Genomic DNA, 16231 nt, shown 5'->3' with positions numbered 1-16231 from the left:
TTTGCCTGCCAGCCTGGGGGAGCGCCACAAGGCCCCCGACACCGGCGCCAAGGCGCCGAGCCTTCCGGTCTTTCGTCAGGTGTTCGGCACCTGCGAGCAGCACGGCCAGTACCCGCTGAACAGCCTGGACAGCGAGGGGCGCGAACGCTGGCGGCCCGATGTGTGCCCGGCCTGCGCGAAGCAATCGGCCGTGCGCCAGCTCATGCGTCGCGCCGAGATTTCGCCCCGATTCGAGGGCTGCACGTTCGATGGCTACGCTGCGACGGCCCCCGACCAGGTGCAGGCCCTCGAAGTCTGCCGCGACTACGCTGATTCGTTCGCCGAGGCCCTCAAGGTTGGCCGCTGCCTCATCCTGCGCGGGAACCCTGGCACCGGGAAGAACCATCTGGCCGTCGCCATCACGAAGCAGGTGCTGGCGCAGGGCCACACCGCGCTGCACGCCACGGCCTACGAAATCGTCTGCCGCATCCGCGAGACGTGGGGGCGCCGGCAGCCGGGCGACCAGACCGAGCAGGACGTGACGCGCGCGCTGGGCGACGTTGATCTTCTGGTGATCGACGAGGTGGGCCGCCAGTACGGCACCGAGGGCGAGCAAATCCACCTGTTCCACGTCATCGACCATCGCTACCGGCTGATGAAGCCCACCATCGTCATCAGCAACAAGGAGCCGGAGGAAATCCGTGCCTACCTGGGCGAAGCCGCCTATGACCGCCTGCGCGAGGGGGGCGGCCAGATGGTGCATTTCGACTGGGAAAGCCACCGGGGCAAAGGGGGGGCGGCGTGATCGAGACGATCTTCCTGGTGGTCGTGGGCGGCCTGCTGCTGGTGGCGGGCCTGTTCGGCCTTGTCGTGGCCTCGCTGGCCGACGCCTACCGCTGCGAGCGCGACGAGTGGGAGGGCGACTGATGGACATGGTTCTGGTCAAGACTCCGAACGGCGCGCTGGCACCGGCCGACGAGGAAGCCCGTGCGCTGATCGAGAAGCTGAAGGCCGGCCAGGGCGTGCGCGCCACCATCCGCCGCGCTATGGCGCCGCGTCAGGTTTGCGGGTACACTTCCCCCGTCACGTCAAAAAAAGGCGTGATCGGGATTGGCGTCCCGATGCACCGCTGCGACGAAAGCCGCAGTTTCTCTTCCGCAGAGTATGCGGCTTCGTTGTCTGTGCCTCCAGTTATGGCGGCTCGGATGGGGGAGCGCAAGCTCCGCCGGTTCGCGCAAGCGGTGCCCGGTACGCCAACCCGTTCGAGCTGCCGCCCCCAATTGGCGTTGGGTGCGGCGGTTTTTGCAAACCGCACCGCTTGGAGGCCAATCATGGCAAAGACCACTTGCGCGCCCGCGCAATCCCCGCTTCAACACGCCCGTTCCGTTCTCGGACAATCGCCCCGCGACGTAGCCACCTACCTCAGCATCAGCACTGAATCGCTCGACTGGCTCAGTTCCGTCTTCAAGGCCATCGAAATGCTGCACGAGAAGGGCGGCGGCGAAATCCATATTAAACGCTTGGTCGGGCTCGGCAAGTATGTCGCCGACGACATCGGAAACCTCATCGGCTGTGCTCATGAGGACATCGTTTCCGCCATCGAAGCCGCAGAAGAGCAGGAAGGCGGTGCAGCATGAAGCTGATCGATGTGAGCACGCCCAGCTACCCAGACACCCACGCAATGGTGGATGACGCCGATTTCGAGGCGCTGAACCAGTGGAAATGGTCTGCCGAGAAACGCAGTGGCACGTTCTACGCCATCCGGTGCGTTCGCGGGCCTGGAGGGAAGAAGACAACCGTTCGGATGCACCGGCAGATTGTCGGTGAAGGTGTTGAGGTCGATCACGCTGACGGCAATGGCCTGAACAACCAGCGGGAAAACCTTCGGTCGTGCTCTGTCGCTGAGAACCAGCAGAACCGAAAGCGTGCCCGTGGAACGTCGCAATACAAGGGCGTTATGTGGGATAGGTTTCACAACCGCTGGAAGGCCAAGATCATCGTCAATGGTGAGCGCATCAACCTCGGGAGTTTCATGAGTGAGGAAGATGCGGCCCTTCAATACGACGCAGCAGCGAAAGAGCATTTCGGTGAATTCGCCAGCCTGAACTTTCCTGGTGAGGCCGGGCCATGAGGGTTGAAATGCTCAAGTCGCCCAGCGGAGCATTGATCCCGGCATCAGATGATGCTGGCGAAATGCTGCGGAAGATCAAGGTTGGCACCCCGGTCTTCGTAGAGGTCAAGCGGATCAGGAATTACAAGTTCCTGAAAAAGGCGTTCGCCCTGTTCAAGCTGGCCTTCGAGGCATGGGAGCCGGTCACGCCCCTGGAATACAAGGGGCTGCCGGTCGCCAAGGACTTCGAGCGGTTCCGCAAAGACATGACGATCCTGGCCGGGTTCTACAAGCCGGTCTACAACGTGCGCGGCGAGCTGCGGCTGGAAGCCGAAAGCCTGTCCTTTTCCAGCATGGACGATGAGCGGTTCGAGACGGTGTTCCGGGCTGTGCTGACCGTGGTGTGGAACCGCGTGCTGAAGGCCGCCGGCTACGCCAGCGAGGAAGAAGTCGAGCGCGTCGTCAATGAGCTGATGAGGTTCGACCAATGAAGCGCGCCGCCACCGCCGCCGAGAAGCGCCACATGGGCCGCGTGGCCGCGCTGGGCTGCATCCTGTGCGATCACCTGGGCCTGGGCGCCACGCCGGCGCAGGTTCATCACGTCCGCGAAGATCAGGGCGGCGCCCAGCGCGCCAGCAACTACCTGACCGTGCCCCTGTGCCCTGAGCACCACACGGGCAAGACCGGCCTGCACGGGCTGGGCACCAGAGCCTTCGAGCGCACCTACGGCCTTTCCGAACTCGACCTGCTGGCCCTGACCCTCGAACGACTGGAGGGCGGATGCCGGTAGCCCAGAAGACCGTCCGCTGCATCGACTGCGCCCACTACCGGCTCAAGGACGCCGGCGCGATGGGCCGGCTGGGGTTCGGCCTGTGCGCGCTATCCCCGAGCCGGGCGAGCTTCCCGTCTTCCGTCTATCCCCGCCAGTGCGACAAGTTCAGCGAGGCCGCCGCAGACGTGCGCGCGGCCCGGACTGCCTGGCTCGACAAGCGCGGGGAGGGCTGACCGTGGCGAACACCCTGCGCTGGAGCGAGGAACAACTGGCCGCCCACCTGCGGCGCGCGCCCGAGGCGGAGCCGGCCCAGAAGCCCGCCGCCAAGCGGCTGCCGGTGGCCGTGGGCACCGTGGCCCCGCCTGAGCTGAACCCGGCCATGAACAAGACCGAGGCCGAGTACGCCGGGATGCTGGAAGAACGCCGCCTGCGCGGCGAGGTGGCCTGGTGGCGGTACGAGGCCATCACCCTGAAGCTGGCCGACAACACGCGCTACACGCCGGACTTCCTGGTGATGCTGCCGGACGGGGTGCTGGAGATTCACGAAACCAAGGGCGGTTTCATTCGAGAGGACGGCTGGCTGAAGCTGAAGGTGGCCGCCGCATTGTTCCCGTTCCGGTTCTTCCTGTGCCAGAAGGCATCCAAGAAGGACGGCGGCGGCTGGTCGATCAAGGGGGTATAGGCGATGGCAGAGAAGAAACCGGCGGCGAACACGCGCATGGAACAGGCGGCGGCGGTCAAGACCATCGGCGCCCGGATGCGGCAGGCCCGCGAGCTGTGCAACCTGTCCCAGAGCGCGGCGGCGAAGCGCCTGGGCTACTCGAACTCGTCCAAGCTGTCCAAGGTCGAGGGGGCAACGGACACCAACAGCGTGCCCCTGTGGCTCATCCTGCGCGCGGCTAAGGTGTACGAGGTCAGCATCGACTTCCTGTTCGGCGTCACCGATGACTGGGAAGTCGGCGCCCGCATGAGCATCGAGCGGGAAACCTCGGCCTGGCTGTTCGACACCTGGGAAAAAGCCCGCCAGCGGGACATGGCGGCTCTGAAAAAATTGCATGACAAGGTGGAGGCGATGTCCGAGGCCGTGGCGCTGATGCTCACCACCACCGACGACGTGGGCGCGGCCCTGGCGCGCTTCATGGAGCTGAACCCCGGCTTTGAGGACATGCCGGGAGGCGCCCGACTCTTGAGCACGGTAGGGCGGGCCACCGGCGCCGCCAAAGGCGCCAAGGCCAAGATGGCGCGGTTCCGTGTGGAGTGCGTCCTGGCTGCTGCCGACACTCATCAACTGAGCCTGGCCCTGTAGATCGGGGAAGACGTGGGATATGGCGGCAAAACCGAAGCTGACGCCCGAGCAATGGGCGGATGTCCGAAATCACTGGGAGCACGACCCGCGCGATGGGTATTCCTGGCTCGTCGATGAGCTGGGCTTGCCCGTGTCCGCGCCGGGCGTGCGCAAGACCGCGCTGCGCGATGGCTGGGCCAAGGTTTCCGCCCAGGGGGATGACGCCACCCCGGCCCCGGCCAAGACCGGCACCAAGGAGCCGAAGAAGGCCGCCCGCACGAAGGCGGAGGGCCAACCGAAAGGCGACGCCACGCCGCGCACCAGCAAGGTTTCCAAGGTTTCCGAAAACCATCAGCGAGAAACCATCAGCGAAACCATGAGCACGGGCGAAACCATGCCCCTGACCACGGCCGAAGCCCTGGAGCGCGACCCCGACCAGTTCGGCGTCCTCGCGCAACTGACTGATATGCAAGAGGTTTTCGTCCGCGAATACATGGTGGATTGGAACGGGACGCAGGCAGCTATCCGGGCTGGCTACAGTGCCAAGAGCGCGGGGGAAATCGCCTACCAGCTACTCCAGAAACCTTCGGTGCGGGAGGCGATAGAAACCTTGGCCTCGGCCCGCGCGCGCCGGCTGGGCATCGACGCCGACGAGCTGATGCGGATGTGGGCGGCGGTCGTCACCCTGGATGCCAACGAGATTTCCCAGCTTCGGCGGGTGTGCTGCCCGTACTGCTGGGGAGCTGACCACCAGCGGCAATACACCCCGTCCAGCCTGGAGGCCGCCCGAACGAAGCATGAGCGGGAGCGCCAGCGCCGCCTGAAGGCCGACCAGAACGACGACATCGGGGAGTTCCCGGCCTACACCGACGCTTGGTACGACAAGCGCCGCCCGCCGGCGGAAGACTGCCCGGAATGCCACGGCGAGGGCGTCGTGGAGGTGTTCTTCGCGGACACCCGCAACCTGTCGCCGGCCGCCCGCCTGGTCTATGCCGGCGTGAAGGAAGGCCGGGATGGCATCGAAGTCCTAACCATGAGCAAGGAGAAGGCCGCCGACAACTTGGCGCGCGCCCTGGGCCTGTTCAAGGAGAAGGAAACCGAGGTGAACATCAACATGGTGTCGGGTGACGAACTGTTCCGCCTCTACGAGGACAAGATGCAGCAGGCGCGCGAGCGGCAGGCCCTGGTACTGTCCGAGCGCGGCATCGTCATTGACGCCGACGAGGGCGGGCCGCCAGCGCCTGGCGCGGACGAACCGGAGCCGGAGGAATCCCCGTGAAGGCCGCCATCACCCGCGCGTTCGCGTTCGTCGTCACCGGCCTGGCCGTCTCTATGGCCGTTGCCAGCGCCTGGCAGCGCGCCGGCGCCGAGGCCGACCGCTGGCTGCTGGCCGGCCTGTCCGCCGTGATCGTGCTGGCTGTCCATCTGATGCCCGCGCTGCTTGGCCGGCTGTCGCGCCTGGTCGTGTGGCCGGTGTGGTGCCTGTGCTTCCTGGCTGCCCTGTGGGGGCACATCTGGTTCTTCGCCAATGCCAGCCACGGGGCCGCCGAGGGCCGGGCCGCATCGTCCGCCCAGGCGCGTGCCGTGCAGGAGCAGCGCCGCACCATCGAGGCGGCGCTGGCCGAGAACAAGGCCCGCAGTGCCGCGACCGTGGCCGGTATCCTGGCGCGAACGAAAGACCCCAAGGCCCGCGCCGCCCTGGAAATCGAGCTGACCGAAGGAAAGCGCGCGAACGAGCTGCGCGCCCAGCTCGTGGCCCTATCCGGGCAGGAGGCCGCCGCCGTGACGGCTGACCCGGTGGTGTCCGGCCTGACCGAGATTACCGGGCTGCCCGTGGCGGCCCTCAACGTCTGGGCCGGCGTGCTGATCGCCATGCTGCTTGAGGTGCTGGGTTCCCTGCTGTGGCTGGCGGCCGTGCTTGGGCCGGAGCTGGGAGACGGGCCGGCTGGCGCCCTGGAGCCAGCGGAGCGCGGGCCGGGCGACGCGGAGCTGGTGGAGCTGCTGTACGAGGCACTGGAGAACAGCGAAATCAGCCCCACCGCCGAGGACATCTGCCGACGCATCGGCGGGTGCAAGAGCGAGACGGCCGCGCGGCTGCTGCGCGGCCTTGAGGCGCGGATGGCAAGGGGATGACGAAGCGCCGCCGAAACCGGAACCTGCTGGAAGACCCGCGCTACCAGGCGTTCGTCGAGCGTTACCACGCTGACCCGCTGCGATTCGCCGTGGAGGTGACGGGCTTCATGCCCAGCGCCGACCAGATGGCCTTGTTTCAGTCCATCACCGCGCCAAACGCCAAGGTGTCGGTGGTGTCCGGTACGGGTACGGGCAAGACGGCCAGCTTCGCCCGCATCGCCCTCTGGCATCTACTGTGCTTCCCCGTCGCGGTCTATGACGGCAAGGTGGAGGTGGGCAGCAACACCTACATCGGCGCCCCCTTCATTCAGCAGGTGGCCGACGGCATCTGGAAGGAGATGCAGGATGCCCGCATCGCCATTGCCAACGGGCCGCACGCCTGGATAAACGACTTCTTCACGATCACCAAGACCCGCGTGCATGTGAATGGGTACGCGGAGCAGTGGTTCATCACCCAGATCGCTATGAAGAAGGGTGAGGCCATCGGCGTGGCCGGCAAGCACCGTTACTGGCAGCTCATCATCATCGACGAAGCCGCCGGCGTGCCCGATGAGCACTTCGACGTGATCGACGGCACCCAGACCCAGCCGGGCAACCGCACGCTGATGGCATCCCAGGGCGCGCGCAGCGCCGGGCGCTTCTACGACTCCCACCATACCCTGAGCATCGAGAACGGCGGGAGCTGGCTGCCGCTACGCTTCAATTCGGAGCTGTCGCCGTTCGTCACGACGAAATGGCTGCGGGAGCGGGAATCGGAGAGCGGCGGCCGGCACTCGGTCGAGTACCAGATTCGGGTGCTGGGCCTGTTCGCCCAGAGCAGCAGCAACGTCCTGATGACGCGCGCCGACATCGAGGCGGCGTTCAAGCCCAGGAAGATCATCGGCGACGACGAGCCTTTCGGCCTGGTGGTGCTGTCCGACGTGGCCCTGGGCGAGTACCGGGACGACTCGGTGGCCATCGTCGCCAAGGTGATCGGCGACGCCGACCACGGCCCGGACGCCCGGCGGGTGGAGTTCATCGAAATCCCTATCTGCGCGAACGACAAGAACGAAATCGACCTGGCCGGCGACTTGGTGAATCTGGTGGGCAAGCTGTCCAACGCCACGCTGTACGTGGATGCTGGCGGCGTCGGCGCGACCGTCTGCAAGCTGATCGAGCGTTCGGGCGCCACGGTGACGCGCGTGAACTGGGGCGCGCCGTGTTTCAAGAACGAATACAAGTCCAGGTTCTACAACCTGCGCGCCTGCGCGATGGTGCGATTCCGCGACGCCATCCGGCAGGGCCGCGTGGTGCTGCCCCAGGGCATCTCCAAGAAGCTGCGCGAGAAGATCATCGACCAGGGTTCCAGGCTGCCGTACCACTTCAGCGAGGCCGGCGGCCTGCGGTACGTCATGGAGAGCAAGGAGAACATGCGCCGCGACGGCATCAAGTCGCCCGACATGATCGACGCCATGTCTTTCATCTTCTTGGAAGGCGCGACCTACATGGTGGCCGGTGGTGCGGCCAGCGTCGCCACCAGCCTGACCGAGACGGTGCTGGAGAAGGCCGAAGGGCTGTTCGCCGACGTGTGACCACGGCCAGGGCCGGAAAACGGCGCGCTTTCGCCCCCTGGGCGGCTCCTACCATCCTCCGAAGAAGGAGGTTCCTATGCAAACCAAGGTCATCACCTACAACCTGCGGGAGCGGGGCCGCCAGTTCCGAGGCAAGGAACGGAATTTCAACATCCGCGCCATCTGCGACGCCATCAACGGCCCGGCCTGCCAAGAGCGGGTCAAGAACCGCGACATGCTTGGCTACTACGGGCACTGGCCCCGCATCAAGTTCGGCATGAACCCGGCCGAGGGCGGACTGGACGACGGCCGCCCGTCGCTGGTGGAGCCGGCCCTTGTCACGACCCTGCTGCGCGCCAGCCCGGACGGCACTATCGAGCATCAGGCCGAGTTCCTGAACAACGATCCCGGCCAGGTGGCGGCGAAGCTGTACGCCGGCCGCGTGGGCGGCTTCAGCTCGGCCATCGACCAGCACCGCCCCGAGTTCTTCGGCTTCGACTACGTGCTGGAGCCGAACTATTCCACGAACCGAGGCTACACCCTGGACGACGTGCGCGACATGACGCTGGACGACATCGAGGCGGCCATCTACGACGAGCAACTGCGCGGCGTGTTGCGCCTGCTGGATTCGGCGAATGCGGAGCGCGACACGGCAAGCGAGGTCATCGAGCACCTGCGCGCGGAGAACGAGCAACTGCTGTCCATGCTGGCCGCCAAGGGCATCGACGCCGGTGCGGCGTTGGACGCCGTGGCCGTGGCGCCCATCGCCGTTTCCATCGACCCGGTGGAGCGGATGCGCCGGGATGCCGCCGCCTTCCGTGGCGCCGCGTCCCTGCCGCAGTTCGTCGAGCCGCAAAGCAACGCCGACCCGGCCGAGCATGTGCCCCTGTACGGCCGCTTGCTCGGCCAGTTCCTCCGCCGGTAAGCGCCCATGCTCCAGCCCGTCAAGATCGCCCTCGGCCAGTTCATGGGCCGCTACTTCGCTTCCATCGTGCCGACCACGAAGCCCCTAGAGGGCTTTGTCGCGCGCCCGCTCGCCAAGGCCATCGCCTGGGCGCCGGCGCGCATGATCGACGCGGCGGAGGAAATGCTGTCCCTGTGGCTGCGCTCCGACTTGGAGAACGCGCCCACGACGCCGCCCGAGTTGCCCGCGATCATCGTGGCCGTGGCGAAGGACTACACGCCGACCGGGCGCGACTACACCCGCCAGGTGGCCGACCGCCAGATGGTCATGATTCCCGATGACCCCAAGGAGCGGCTGTTCGGCCTGCGTGCCGTGGCGGGCGACGTGCGCGCGCAGGTCGTGGTGTTCGCCACGGATGAGCCGTCGGCGCACTCCTTGGCGGCGCAGTTCCTGCTGTTCCTCGACGAGACGGAGAACCGCCGGTTCGAGGCGTCCTACCGCTTCGCTGGGCTGGATACAGCTTGGCCGGTGCAGATCGAATCCCCGGACGCCCCGGCCATGTCCATCCAGACCGACGCGAAGAACCTGACCATCCTCGCCATCGACATGACCCTGCGCGCGGAAATCCCGCTGTTCGATGCGCCCAAGGAGGGCGAGCCGAACGACGGCAAGGGCGAGCCTGGCACGGACGACCCTGCCGGGTATCCGCTGGTGCAGACCGTGAGCGTGGATAGCGCCGAGGCCGGCGACCAGGGCGGCAAGGCCGAAATCCGGCCCTACGAGGTGTCCGCCGACGATGGGGGCGCGCCGTGATCCAGATTCAGGCCACCTTTACCGGGTACGGCGGCCGTCCGTGCTCGCTGTTCTCGGTCTATGACCCCGACGCGCGCGTGCTGGTGGTTGGCGCCGAGGCCGACTATCGGGCCGAGCGCCGCGAGGGCTGCATCGTCCTGACCAATGTGCCGGACATCGCCCGCGACGGGCTTTTCACCGATTCCGACCTGATGCCGGGCATTGCCGCCTTCTACTCCCTCAAGGCCGGCGTGGCGGCTGACGGCAAGAGTGCCCGGCTGGTGTTTGCTGACCGCGCCGCGCGCGCGAACCCCGAACAAGCCATTGAGCGCGACGGTATCGACACCAGCGGCCCCAAGTACCGGGTGGCCGAGGGTATCTCCTGCGGCCAGATCGCGGCGCTGGCGACGTGCCTGCACGCGACCCGCTACGACACCGTGGAGCGCACCGTCAAGCTGGCCGAATCGTTCCGCCACCTGCTGGGCGGCGGCATCATGACCATCTGAGGGCCGGCCATGCTCGACAAGGACACCCGCGCCGCCAAATCCTTCTACCGCGAGGTGCGCAAGTTCGCGGAGAACACCAAACCCTGGGACACCACGGCGATCTTCTACGAGACGAAGCCGGACGAGATGTACGACCTGACGCTGGTTTCCCAGCGCGTCTATGGCCGGCGTGACGAGTTCCTGGCCGTGATGGCTGCCGCCGGCCTGGATACGGTCGATCAGCCTCTGCCGCAGAAGCGCATCGTGCTCCCCAACGAGGGGCAGCTCATCGACATCAAGCGCCGGGCCGGTTTCGAGTCCATCGACGACCTGCGCGAAGACTACGCGCCCGCCTGGGCGGAGGTGTAGGCATGGCGGACTGGCTTGGAAGGGTTCGCGGGCACGTCGGCGAGGCCAAGGGACGTTTCGACACCGACCGCAGGGAGCGCGAGGCGGCCGGGAAGGCGCCTGCCGACAAGAACATCATCCTGACCGAGCGCGAGGTGCGCGGCGAGTGGGATGCCAGCCGCGTGCTCTTCACGACGCTGGGCGGCCAAGCCCGGCCCATCACCGCCGAAGACATGGCGACGTTCCGCCACAACATGAGGCAGGCCGAGAGCCGGTTCAAGGGCGGCAAGGGCATCACCGCTCGCCAGGTGATTGACCTGGCATCGGGGACTCCGCTGCGGTATGTCTCGCCCGGCCAGCCGGCCAGCGACATCGACAAGGCCCGGCGGGAAATCACGATGGGTGTGCCAGTGTCGGCGATCAACGGCACCATCCGCTTCATCACCAACGCCGGCCCGGACTCCAAGGTGAGACGGCACCATGTCGTGGTGAATCTGCACGAGTTCGAGACGGCCGCCGCGCAACTGGCGGCCACGCCGAACGACGGCAAGGGCGGCAAGACCCCCAAGCAGATCGCCAACTGGCTGCGCAAGCAGAAGCTGTCCTTTGACTGCGACTGCGAGCGGCACCGCTACTTCTTCCGGTACGTCGCCACCATCGGCGGGTTTGCCGCCGGCCGGAAGGAAACGGGCTACCCGAAGATCAGGAACCCGGAGCTGATGGGCGTGGCTTGCAAGCACGTCCTGCGGGTCATGTCCGAGCTGGAATCGTCGAATGCCGTCCTGGCCTTCCTCGAAAAGCACCTGGCGAGCGTGTCCGAATATAAGGCCCGCACCCAGCTTGCCCAGATGGAGGCCGAGGAAGCCGTCCAGCAGAAGACGCCAACGCGCATCAAGACCAGCGAGCAGCGCGCCGCCGAGGCCCGGAAGGTGCGGGAGAAAGCCGCGATCGCCCGCGCCGCGAAGGAGGCGGCAACCAAGCCGCCCAAGAAGATCGCGCCGGCGTCGCGCCGCGCTTCCAAGACCGCCGCCGAGACACTGGGCAAACAGTTCGGCCTGTCTCCCGAGCAGGTCATGGCGATTCTGGCCGCCCAGGCCAAGACCAGTAAGGGGTAGCCGATGCTGAACAACGTGCCCGAGGCCATCAACCGCATGACCCGCAACGTGGTCATGAACCACCCGAACACCTACTCCGTCCAGGTATTCCGCAAGACCATCACCCGCACAGCCCCGGATACCGTCGCGGGCGCGCCCACGATGGGCGGCCTGGGCGTGCTGGATTCGATGGATGAAGAGCAGTTCGAGTACGCCTTCCTGGGCAACGGCTTCGCCATGCCGGCCGAGGGCTTCGCACCCGCGCCTATGGTCAAGCGTGGGGACGCCAACATCTACGCCGGCGACGAGTTCCGGTTCCTGATCGAGCCGGAAGAGCCGTCCGGGCACCCGGACTGGTTCGACGTTCGCAACCATGACGTGATGTATCTGCTGCTGGGCACCGGCCCGGACGCGCCGCGCTTGGCTTTCGAGATTGTGGGCACGGAAACCACGTCCAACATCCCCCCATTCACTACGCGGTACATCACCAACCGCCGCGACGACCTGCACCAGCCCGCCGGGCCGGTGGAAGACCCCGAAGACGATGGCGGCGCGCCGGATGAACCCTGATCGCATCCACGTCATCCCTCTGGGCGACTTCCGAGAGCACGAGGCCAGCCTGTCGTGTTGGTGCCATCCCGTTGCCGACGATGACGAGCCGGGCCTGATCGTGCATCGCGCGATGGATGGGCGCGAGGCGTTCGAGAGCGGCGAAAGACTCCCTTCGTAGCCCAGCGCGGGCGGATAGCAAACCCGGAAAAAGCGCCGTCTGGCGAGTTCGTGAGCCTTTGAGAATAGCTGGCAGTCGGCTACCAGCCGGCGTTCCAGTGTTTGAACTTCTCCGAAAGGACACGAAACCATGACCAAGCGAATCCATCAGGATTACTTCAAGCGCGAGACTGCCGAAGTAGCCCAATTCGTCGATTCTCTGAAGGACAACGCCACCAAGGGCGGCACCTTCGATTCTGCCGCCGCCGCCGATTTCCTGGCGACGGCCACCAGCCAGAACACGGGCGTCAAGGTGCCCGACACCCTCCAGACCGTGCTGGACGAGGCGAAGGGCGACGATGCGGCCGCTCTCGTTACTCGCGCCGTTCTGGACGGTGTTTCCGTCTATGAGGCCCAGCACGGCACCCCGGCCCCGGCCGACGTGATCGAGCTGGCGCTGCACTCGGCCTACGCCACGACCGAAGCCGCCCGCCGCAAGTTCAGTCTGGACTCGGCGACCTCGGCGCACCACGACCAGATTTCGCTGCAACCGAACCGCGCCGTGGTGGCGATTCTGGCTGCCCTGGGCGAAGCCATCCCGTTCGCGCACTACCTGCCGGCGGACATCGGCTCCAACGAGGCGCGCTTGGCGATCATGACGCACCAAGCCGGCAGCGAGTTCGGCGCCTATGCGCAAGGCGCGCTGCTGGATGGCGTCGATTCCGGCGACACCTACATCAGCTCCAGCCGCGTGCATACCTCCATGCCGGCCGGCTCGGGCGACGCCACCCCTGGCGCGGTAACGGGCAAGATTACCGCCATCCAGGCTACCGCCGACACCTGCGACCAGAACGCCGCCAACCTGAAGCTGCTGCGTGGCCGCTCCATCGTCTATGTGGATGGCCGCGTGGCTGCCCGCGAGGTCGATTCCGCTGGTAGCGGCAACTCGGCCGTGTCCGGCACCATCAATGTCGGCGGCACCAGCTATGCCATCGGCGGCACGATCAATACCGACACCGGCGCTTACTCGCTGACCACGACCCCCGCGCTGCCGGCTACCGTGCCCGTGGTGGTCGAAGGCTTCATCGACTTCGAGCGTGCGCCCGAGCTGACCCCGACGATCATCTCGGCGGTCAATACCTTCTCGCTGTTCGCCAAGCCCTGGCGCGTCACCACGCACCAGACCATCGACAGCCGCACCCAGATGGCGAACGAACTGGGCCTCGACCCGTACAGCGAAAGCGTGATTGCCATCCAGGCTCAGTTCGCCAACGAGCGCCACTACGACGTGCTGCGCAAGGGCGTTCGTCTGGCCGCGCTGAACACCGCGACCTTCGACTTCGGCGCCGCGCAGGCGCACGTCGATAGCGGCCGCTTCGGCGTGTGGCCCGAGCTGGCCTACCCGCTGAGTGTCGTGTCGCAGAAGATGGCCGAGGACACCATGAACCACGGTGTCACCCATCTGTACGTCACCAAGCGCGTGGCCGCGCAGTTCCTGGGCCTGCCCAGCACGCTGTTCCAGCCCTCGGGCATTGCCCCGCGCCCCGGCATCTATCGTCTGGGCCGCCTGTTCGGCCAGTACGACGTGTACTACACGCCGAAGGGCCTGAACGAAACCGCGACCAGCGCCCAGATTCTCGCCGTGGGCCGCGCCACCGATGTGACGCGCAACCCCGTGGTGCTGGGCGACGCCGTGCCGCCGACCGTCATCCCGCTGGCCGTCAATGCCGACCTGCGCCAGGGCGCCGGCTTCTACGCCCGCAACTTCACCGCCGTGAATCCGCACGACCCGTCGGCTCGCGGCTTCGCCCTCATCAACGTCACCAACATGTAAAGGACGGATGGAGCCATGACCCGCACTGTTGAACTGGGCGCTCCTTCCCTGACCGGGAAGGACGCCAACGACCTCGTAGCCGAGGTTTTCGCCGATGCCGCGTATCCCCTGAAGGTGGTGGTGCAGAACCACATGCCCCAGGACGTGGTGTTTCCCGAGGTCGAGGGCCTGTTCCTTCGCCACGTCGCCAATCCCAAGGACAGCCGGAAGACGGTGGTGATCGCCGATCACGACCTGTTCCAGCGCCTGGCGTCGAGCGTCGAGCAGATCGCCGAACTGAGCCGCTGCGAGTTGGCGCTGACCATCTCGGAAGCGGCCGAGGCCGCCGCCGACGCTGGCGCGCCCACTGGCGACAGCACCGAAACCGCCAAGAAGCCGTCCGATGGCCTGACCTACGACCAGCTCAAGGACGCGCTGAAGGCCAAGGGCATCGAGTTCGCGGCCAACGCCAAGAAGGCCGACCTGGCTGCGCTGCTGGATGCCGCGCCCGCCGACGCTGGCGACGGCACGGAAGGCGCTGCCGACACCGGCGCCGCGAACGCTTAATCGAGGGGAGAGGCCATGAGTACCGCTTTCGTGCGACAACTGGGTTCGGAATCCGGCGTGCAGCTCAACCCGCTGCGCGACAACTCCGAAATCCCGACCACCGACAATTCCGATCAGGTGTTCGGCATCATGATGCGGGCTACCCGTGGCCGCATCGACAAGCCGTTCGCCGTTGATCGCGGCAACGTGTTCAAGAAGCTGGGTAGCGGCGAGCAGGTGCGCCTGTCTGCGCTGAACGAGGCGTGGGTGCATGTGGTGGAGGCCCTGAACAAGGGCGCCTATCAAGCCATCGTCCAGCGTCTGAGCACGTCGGCTGCCGTCATCAAGTACGCCGTGGTGGCAGCGGAGATGAGCGAGGATGAACCCCCGGTTCCGACCGGCAATTTCACCTTCACCGTGTCCGAAAACCTGCCGGCCACGCCGTATCTGTTCGCCGTCAAGCACCTGGAGTGCTTCAACGACGGCATCGTGCTGGAGTTCCGCGCCGAGGAAGTCACCTCTGGCGGCCTGCCGGCCGACAATGACAAGCTGACCCTGCGCCTGCGGGACAAGGACGGCAACCTGCTGTACGAGTTCTACGGTTCGCTGAAAAGCGACGCCAAGGACGATTACGGCAACTCGGCCTACCTGCCCGACGTGGCCCTGGCGCAGACCGACGCGGTGGAAATCACCACGGGCGTCACCGGCGCCTCGGCTGTGATCGACTCCGATTCCGTGGCCTACGGCTACGACACCAACGGGCAGCAGAAGTGGGCGAAGTCCGGCACGTTGGTGTGCTTCGTCGAGGGCGGCACGGCCTACACCACCCAGGACTACATGGCGGCGCGCGACAAGCTGCAATACACGCAGTTCGACTACGCCTACATCTCGTCCGGTGGCACGCAGGCCCCGGCCTTGCTGGCGCAGCTCGCCCAGCTCGCGTTCGACACGAACCGCCAGCTCCGTTTCGGCATTCCGGGCAACCTGGCGCCGGAGGCGGCCGTCGCGTTCGTGAATCAGCTCAATATGGGCGCCAGCCAGACCGCGCACCTGATGCACGCATTCTGGGCGCCGCTGAAGTCCGACGACCCGACCGGCATCAATCCGCACGGCTACTTCGGCACCGAGACGCTGAACATCGCCTACGGCTGCGGCCGCAACGCCCAGAAGAACGCCAAGGGCTTCGCGCCGAAGAACTACCCCATCGCGGGCCGGGAATGGCCGCTCCAGCGCACGCGCATCGTGCAGACCTACTCGCCGACCAATCAGGAACTCAACCTGCTGGCGCGCGCGAAGATCAACCCGGTGATCTACGAGACGTACACCGGCGGCGGCCGCTACGTGTTCCGCGATTCGCTGACCTGCGCGCTGGTCGAGTCGAGCCTGAAGAAGCTGATCGCGGTGGCGGATATGTCCACCAGCATCGACGAGTCCGTGACGCGCGCGGCCAAGGACTTCCTGCAACTTCCGATGGACGTGTCCGTGAAGAAGATGCGGGACTTCCTGACCACCCTGTTCGAGGGTGCGCAGGCGTCCGGCTGGCTGGTGCCGTCCAACGACCCGCAGATGAACGGTGCGGCCTGGGCCTACGACGTGCGCCCGAACGAGCAACGCCCCTACGACGCGATGGACGTGTCGTACTGGCTCCGCTACGACGGCACGAACCGCCAGACCTTCGTCACCCAGACGCTGACCAAGTAACCCATCACCGA

General features: G+C 66.4%; 21 protein-coding genes. All 21 read left to right on the top strand.

Annotated features, from left to right (window positions below):
• The first annotated feature begins 1 nt into the window (after nucleotide 1).
• The 21 genes from LRM40_RS20865 (at nucleotide 2) to LRM40_RS20770 (ending at nucleotide 16220) form a co-directional block, all read left to right on the top strand.
• Nucleotides 2-784, top strand: coding sequence for an ATP-binding protein (locus LRM40_RS20865; RefSeq protein ID WP_170288915.1), 783 nt, complete (start codon nucleotides 2-4; stop codon nucleotides 782-784).
• The gene (locus LRM40_RS21410) at nucleotides 781-906 is read left to right on the top strand and encodes a hypothetical protein (RefSeq protein ID WP_255407764.1); all 126 of its coding nucleotides are present in this window, start codon (nucleotides 781-783) and stop codon (nucleotides 904-906) included. The genes LRM40_RS20865 and LRM40_RS21410 overlap by 4 nt, the downstream gene beginning before the upstream one ends.
• Nucleotides 906-1616: a DUF1367 family protein gene (locus tag LRM40_RS20860; RefSeq protein ID WP_151124935.1), complete on the top strand. Its 711-nt coding sequence runs from the start codon at nucleotides 906-908 to the stop codon at nucleotides 1614-1616. The genes LRM40_RS21410 and LRM40_RS20860 overlap by 1 nt, the downstream gene beginning before the upstream one ends.
• Nucleotides 1613-2110 carry an HNH endonuclease gene (locus LRM40_RS20855; RefSeq protein WP_151124936.1) on the top strand — a complete coding sequence of 166 codons (498 nt, stop codon included), beginning with the start codon at nucleotides 1613-1615 and terminating at the stop codon, nucleotides 2108-2110. The genes LRM40_RS20860 and LRM40_RS20855 overlap by 4 nt, the downstream gene beginning before the upstream one ends.
• 8 nt (nucleotides 2111-2118) lie before the next feature.
• Complete coding sequence (locus LRM40_RS20850; RefSeq protein ID WP_170288916.1) at nucleotides 2119-2580, top strand: DUF1367 family protein; 462 nt, start codon at nucleotides 2119-2121, stop codon at nucleotides 2578-2580.
• On the top strand, nucleotides 2577-2879 hold the full coding sequence (locus LRM40_RS20845; RefSeq protein ID WP_087778505.1) for a Ref family recombination enhancement nuclease: 303 nt from the start codon (nucleotides 2577-2579) through the stop codon (nucleotides 2877-2879). The genes LRM40_RS20850 and LRM40_RS20845 overlap by 4 nt, the downstream gene beginning before the upstream one ends.
• Nucleotides 2870-3094 (top strand): hypothetical protein, encoded by a 225-nt coding sequence (locus LRM40_RS20840; protein WP_087778503.1) that lies wholly within the window; start codon nucleotides 2870-2872, stop codon nucleotides 3092-3094. Before LRM40_RS20845 ends, LRM40_RS20840 begins: the two co-directional genes overlap by 10 nt.
• A gap of 146 nt (nucleotides 3095-3240) precedes the next feature.
• Nucleotides 3241-3543: a PDDEXK family nuclease gene (locus tag LRM40_RS20835; RefSeq protein WP_087778750.1), complete on the top strand. Its 303-nt coding sequence runs from the start codon at nucleotides 3241-3243 to the stop codon at nucleotides 3541-3543.
• 3 nt (nucleotides 3544-3546) lie between these two features.
• The gene (locus tag LRM40_RS20830) at nucleotides 3547-4167 is read left to right on the top strand and encodes a helix-turn-helix domain-containing protein (RefSeq protein ID WP_087778502.1); all 621 of its coding nucleotides are present in this window, start codon (nucleotides 3547-3549) and stop codon (nucleotides 4165-4167) included.
• Nucleotides 4168-4186: 19 nt separating this feature from the next.
• On the top strand, nucleotides 4187-5425 hold the full coding sequence (locus LRM40_RS20825) for a terminase small subunit (RefSeq protein WP_151124938.1): 1239 nt from the start codon (nucleotides 4187-4189) through the stop codon (nucleotides 5423-5425).
• Nucleotides 5422-6279 (top strand): hypothetical protein, encoded by an 858-nt coding sequence (locus tag LRM40_RS20820; protein ID WP_105812223.1) that lies wholly within the window; start codon nucleotides 5422-5424, stop codon nucleotides 6277-6279. Before LRM40_RS20825 ends, LRM40_RS20820 begins: the two co-directional genes overlap by 4 nt.
• The gene (locus tag LRM40_RS20815; protein ID WP_087778495.1) at nucleotides 6276-7850 is read left to right on the top strand and encodes a hypothetical protein; all 1575 of its coding nucleotides are present in this window, start codon (nucleotides 6276-6278) and stop codon (nucleotides 7848-7850) included. The genes LRM40_RS20820 and LRM40_RS20815 overlap by 4 nt, the downstream gene beginning before the upstream one ends.
• Before the next feature lie 76 nt (nucleotides 7851-7926).
• A complete protein-coding gene (locus LRM40_RS20810; RefSeq protein ID WP_151124939.1) occupies nucleotides 7927-8754 on the top strand; it encodes a hypothetical protein in 828 nt (275 codons plus the stop codon).
• A gap of 6 nt (nucleotides 8755-8760) precedes the next feature.
• The gene (locus LRM40_RS20805) at nucleotides 8761-9546 is read left to right on the top strand and encodes a hypothetical protein (protein WP_211373023.1); all 786 of its coding nucleotides are present in this window, start codon (nucleotides 8761-8763) and stop codon (nucleotides 9544-9546) included.
• The gene (locus tag LRM40_RS20800) at nucleotides 9543-10031 is read left to right on the top strand and encodes a hypothetical protein (RefSeq protein ID WP_151124940.1); all 489 of its coding nucleotides are present in this window, start codon (nucleotides 9543-9545) and stop codon (nucleotides 10029-10031) included. The genes LRM40_RS20805 and LRM40_RS20800 overlap by 4 nt, the downstream gene beginning before the upstream one ends.
• A 9-nt stretch (nucleotides 10032-10040) precedes the next feature.
• Nucleotides 10041-10379 carry a hypothetical protein gene (locus tag LRM40_RS20795; RefSeq protein WP_087778490.1) on the top strand — a complete coding sequence of 113 codons (339 nt, stop codon included), beginning with the start codon at nucleotides 10041-10043 and terminating at the stop codon, nucleotides 10377-10379.
• 2 nt (nucleotides 10380-10381) lie between these two features.
• Nucleotides 10382-11473 (top strand): hypothetical protein, encoded by a 1092-nt coding sequence (locus LRM40_RS20790; RefSeq protein ID WP_151124941.1) that lies wholly within the window; start codon nucleotides 10382-10384, stop codon nucleotides 11471-11473.
• A gap of 3 nt (nucleotides 11474-11476) precedes the next feature.
• Nucleotides 11477-12022 (top strand): hypothetical protein, encoded by a 546-nt coding sequence (locus LRM40_RS20785; protein WP_105812226.1) that lies wholly within the window; start codon nucleotides 11477-11479, stop codon nucleotides 12020-12022.
• A 289-nt stretch (nucleotides 12023-12311) separates the two neighbouring features.
• Nucleotides 12312-13994: a hypothetical protein gene (locus LRM40_RS20780; RefSeq protein WP_087778484.1), complete on the top strand. Its 1683-nt coding sequence runs from the start codon at nucleotides 12312-12314 to the stop codon at nucleotides 13992-13994.
• Between the two features lie 15 nt (nucleotides 13995-14009).
• Entirely contained in the window at nucleotides 14010-14540 is a 531-nt protein-coding gene (locus LRM40_RS20775; protein ID WP_087778482.1) for a HeH/LEM domain-containing protein, read from the top strand.
• Nucleotides 14541-14555: 15 nt separating this feature from the next.
• A complete protein-coding gene (locus LRM40_RS20770) occupies nucleotides 14556-16220 on the top strand; it encodes a hypothetical protein (protein ID WP_151124942.1) in 1665 nt (554 codons plus the stop codon).
• Nucleotides 16221-16231: the final 11 nt, after the last annotated feature.

The sequence above is a fragment of the Ideonella dechloratans genome, from assembly GCF_021049305.1.
GTDB lineage: Bacteria > Pseudomonadota > Gammaproteobacteria > Burkholderiales > Burkholderiaceae_C > Ideonella > Ideonella dechloratans.
This window is presented reverse-complemented; position numbering and strand designations above follow the sequence as displayed.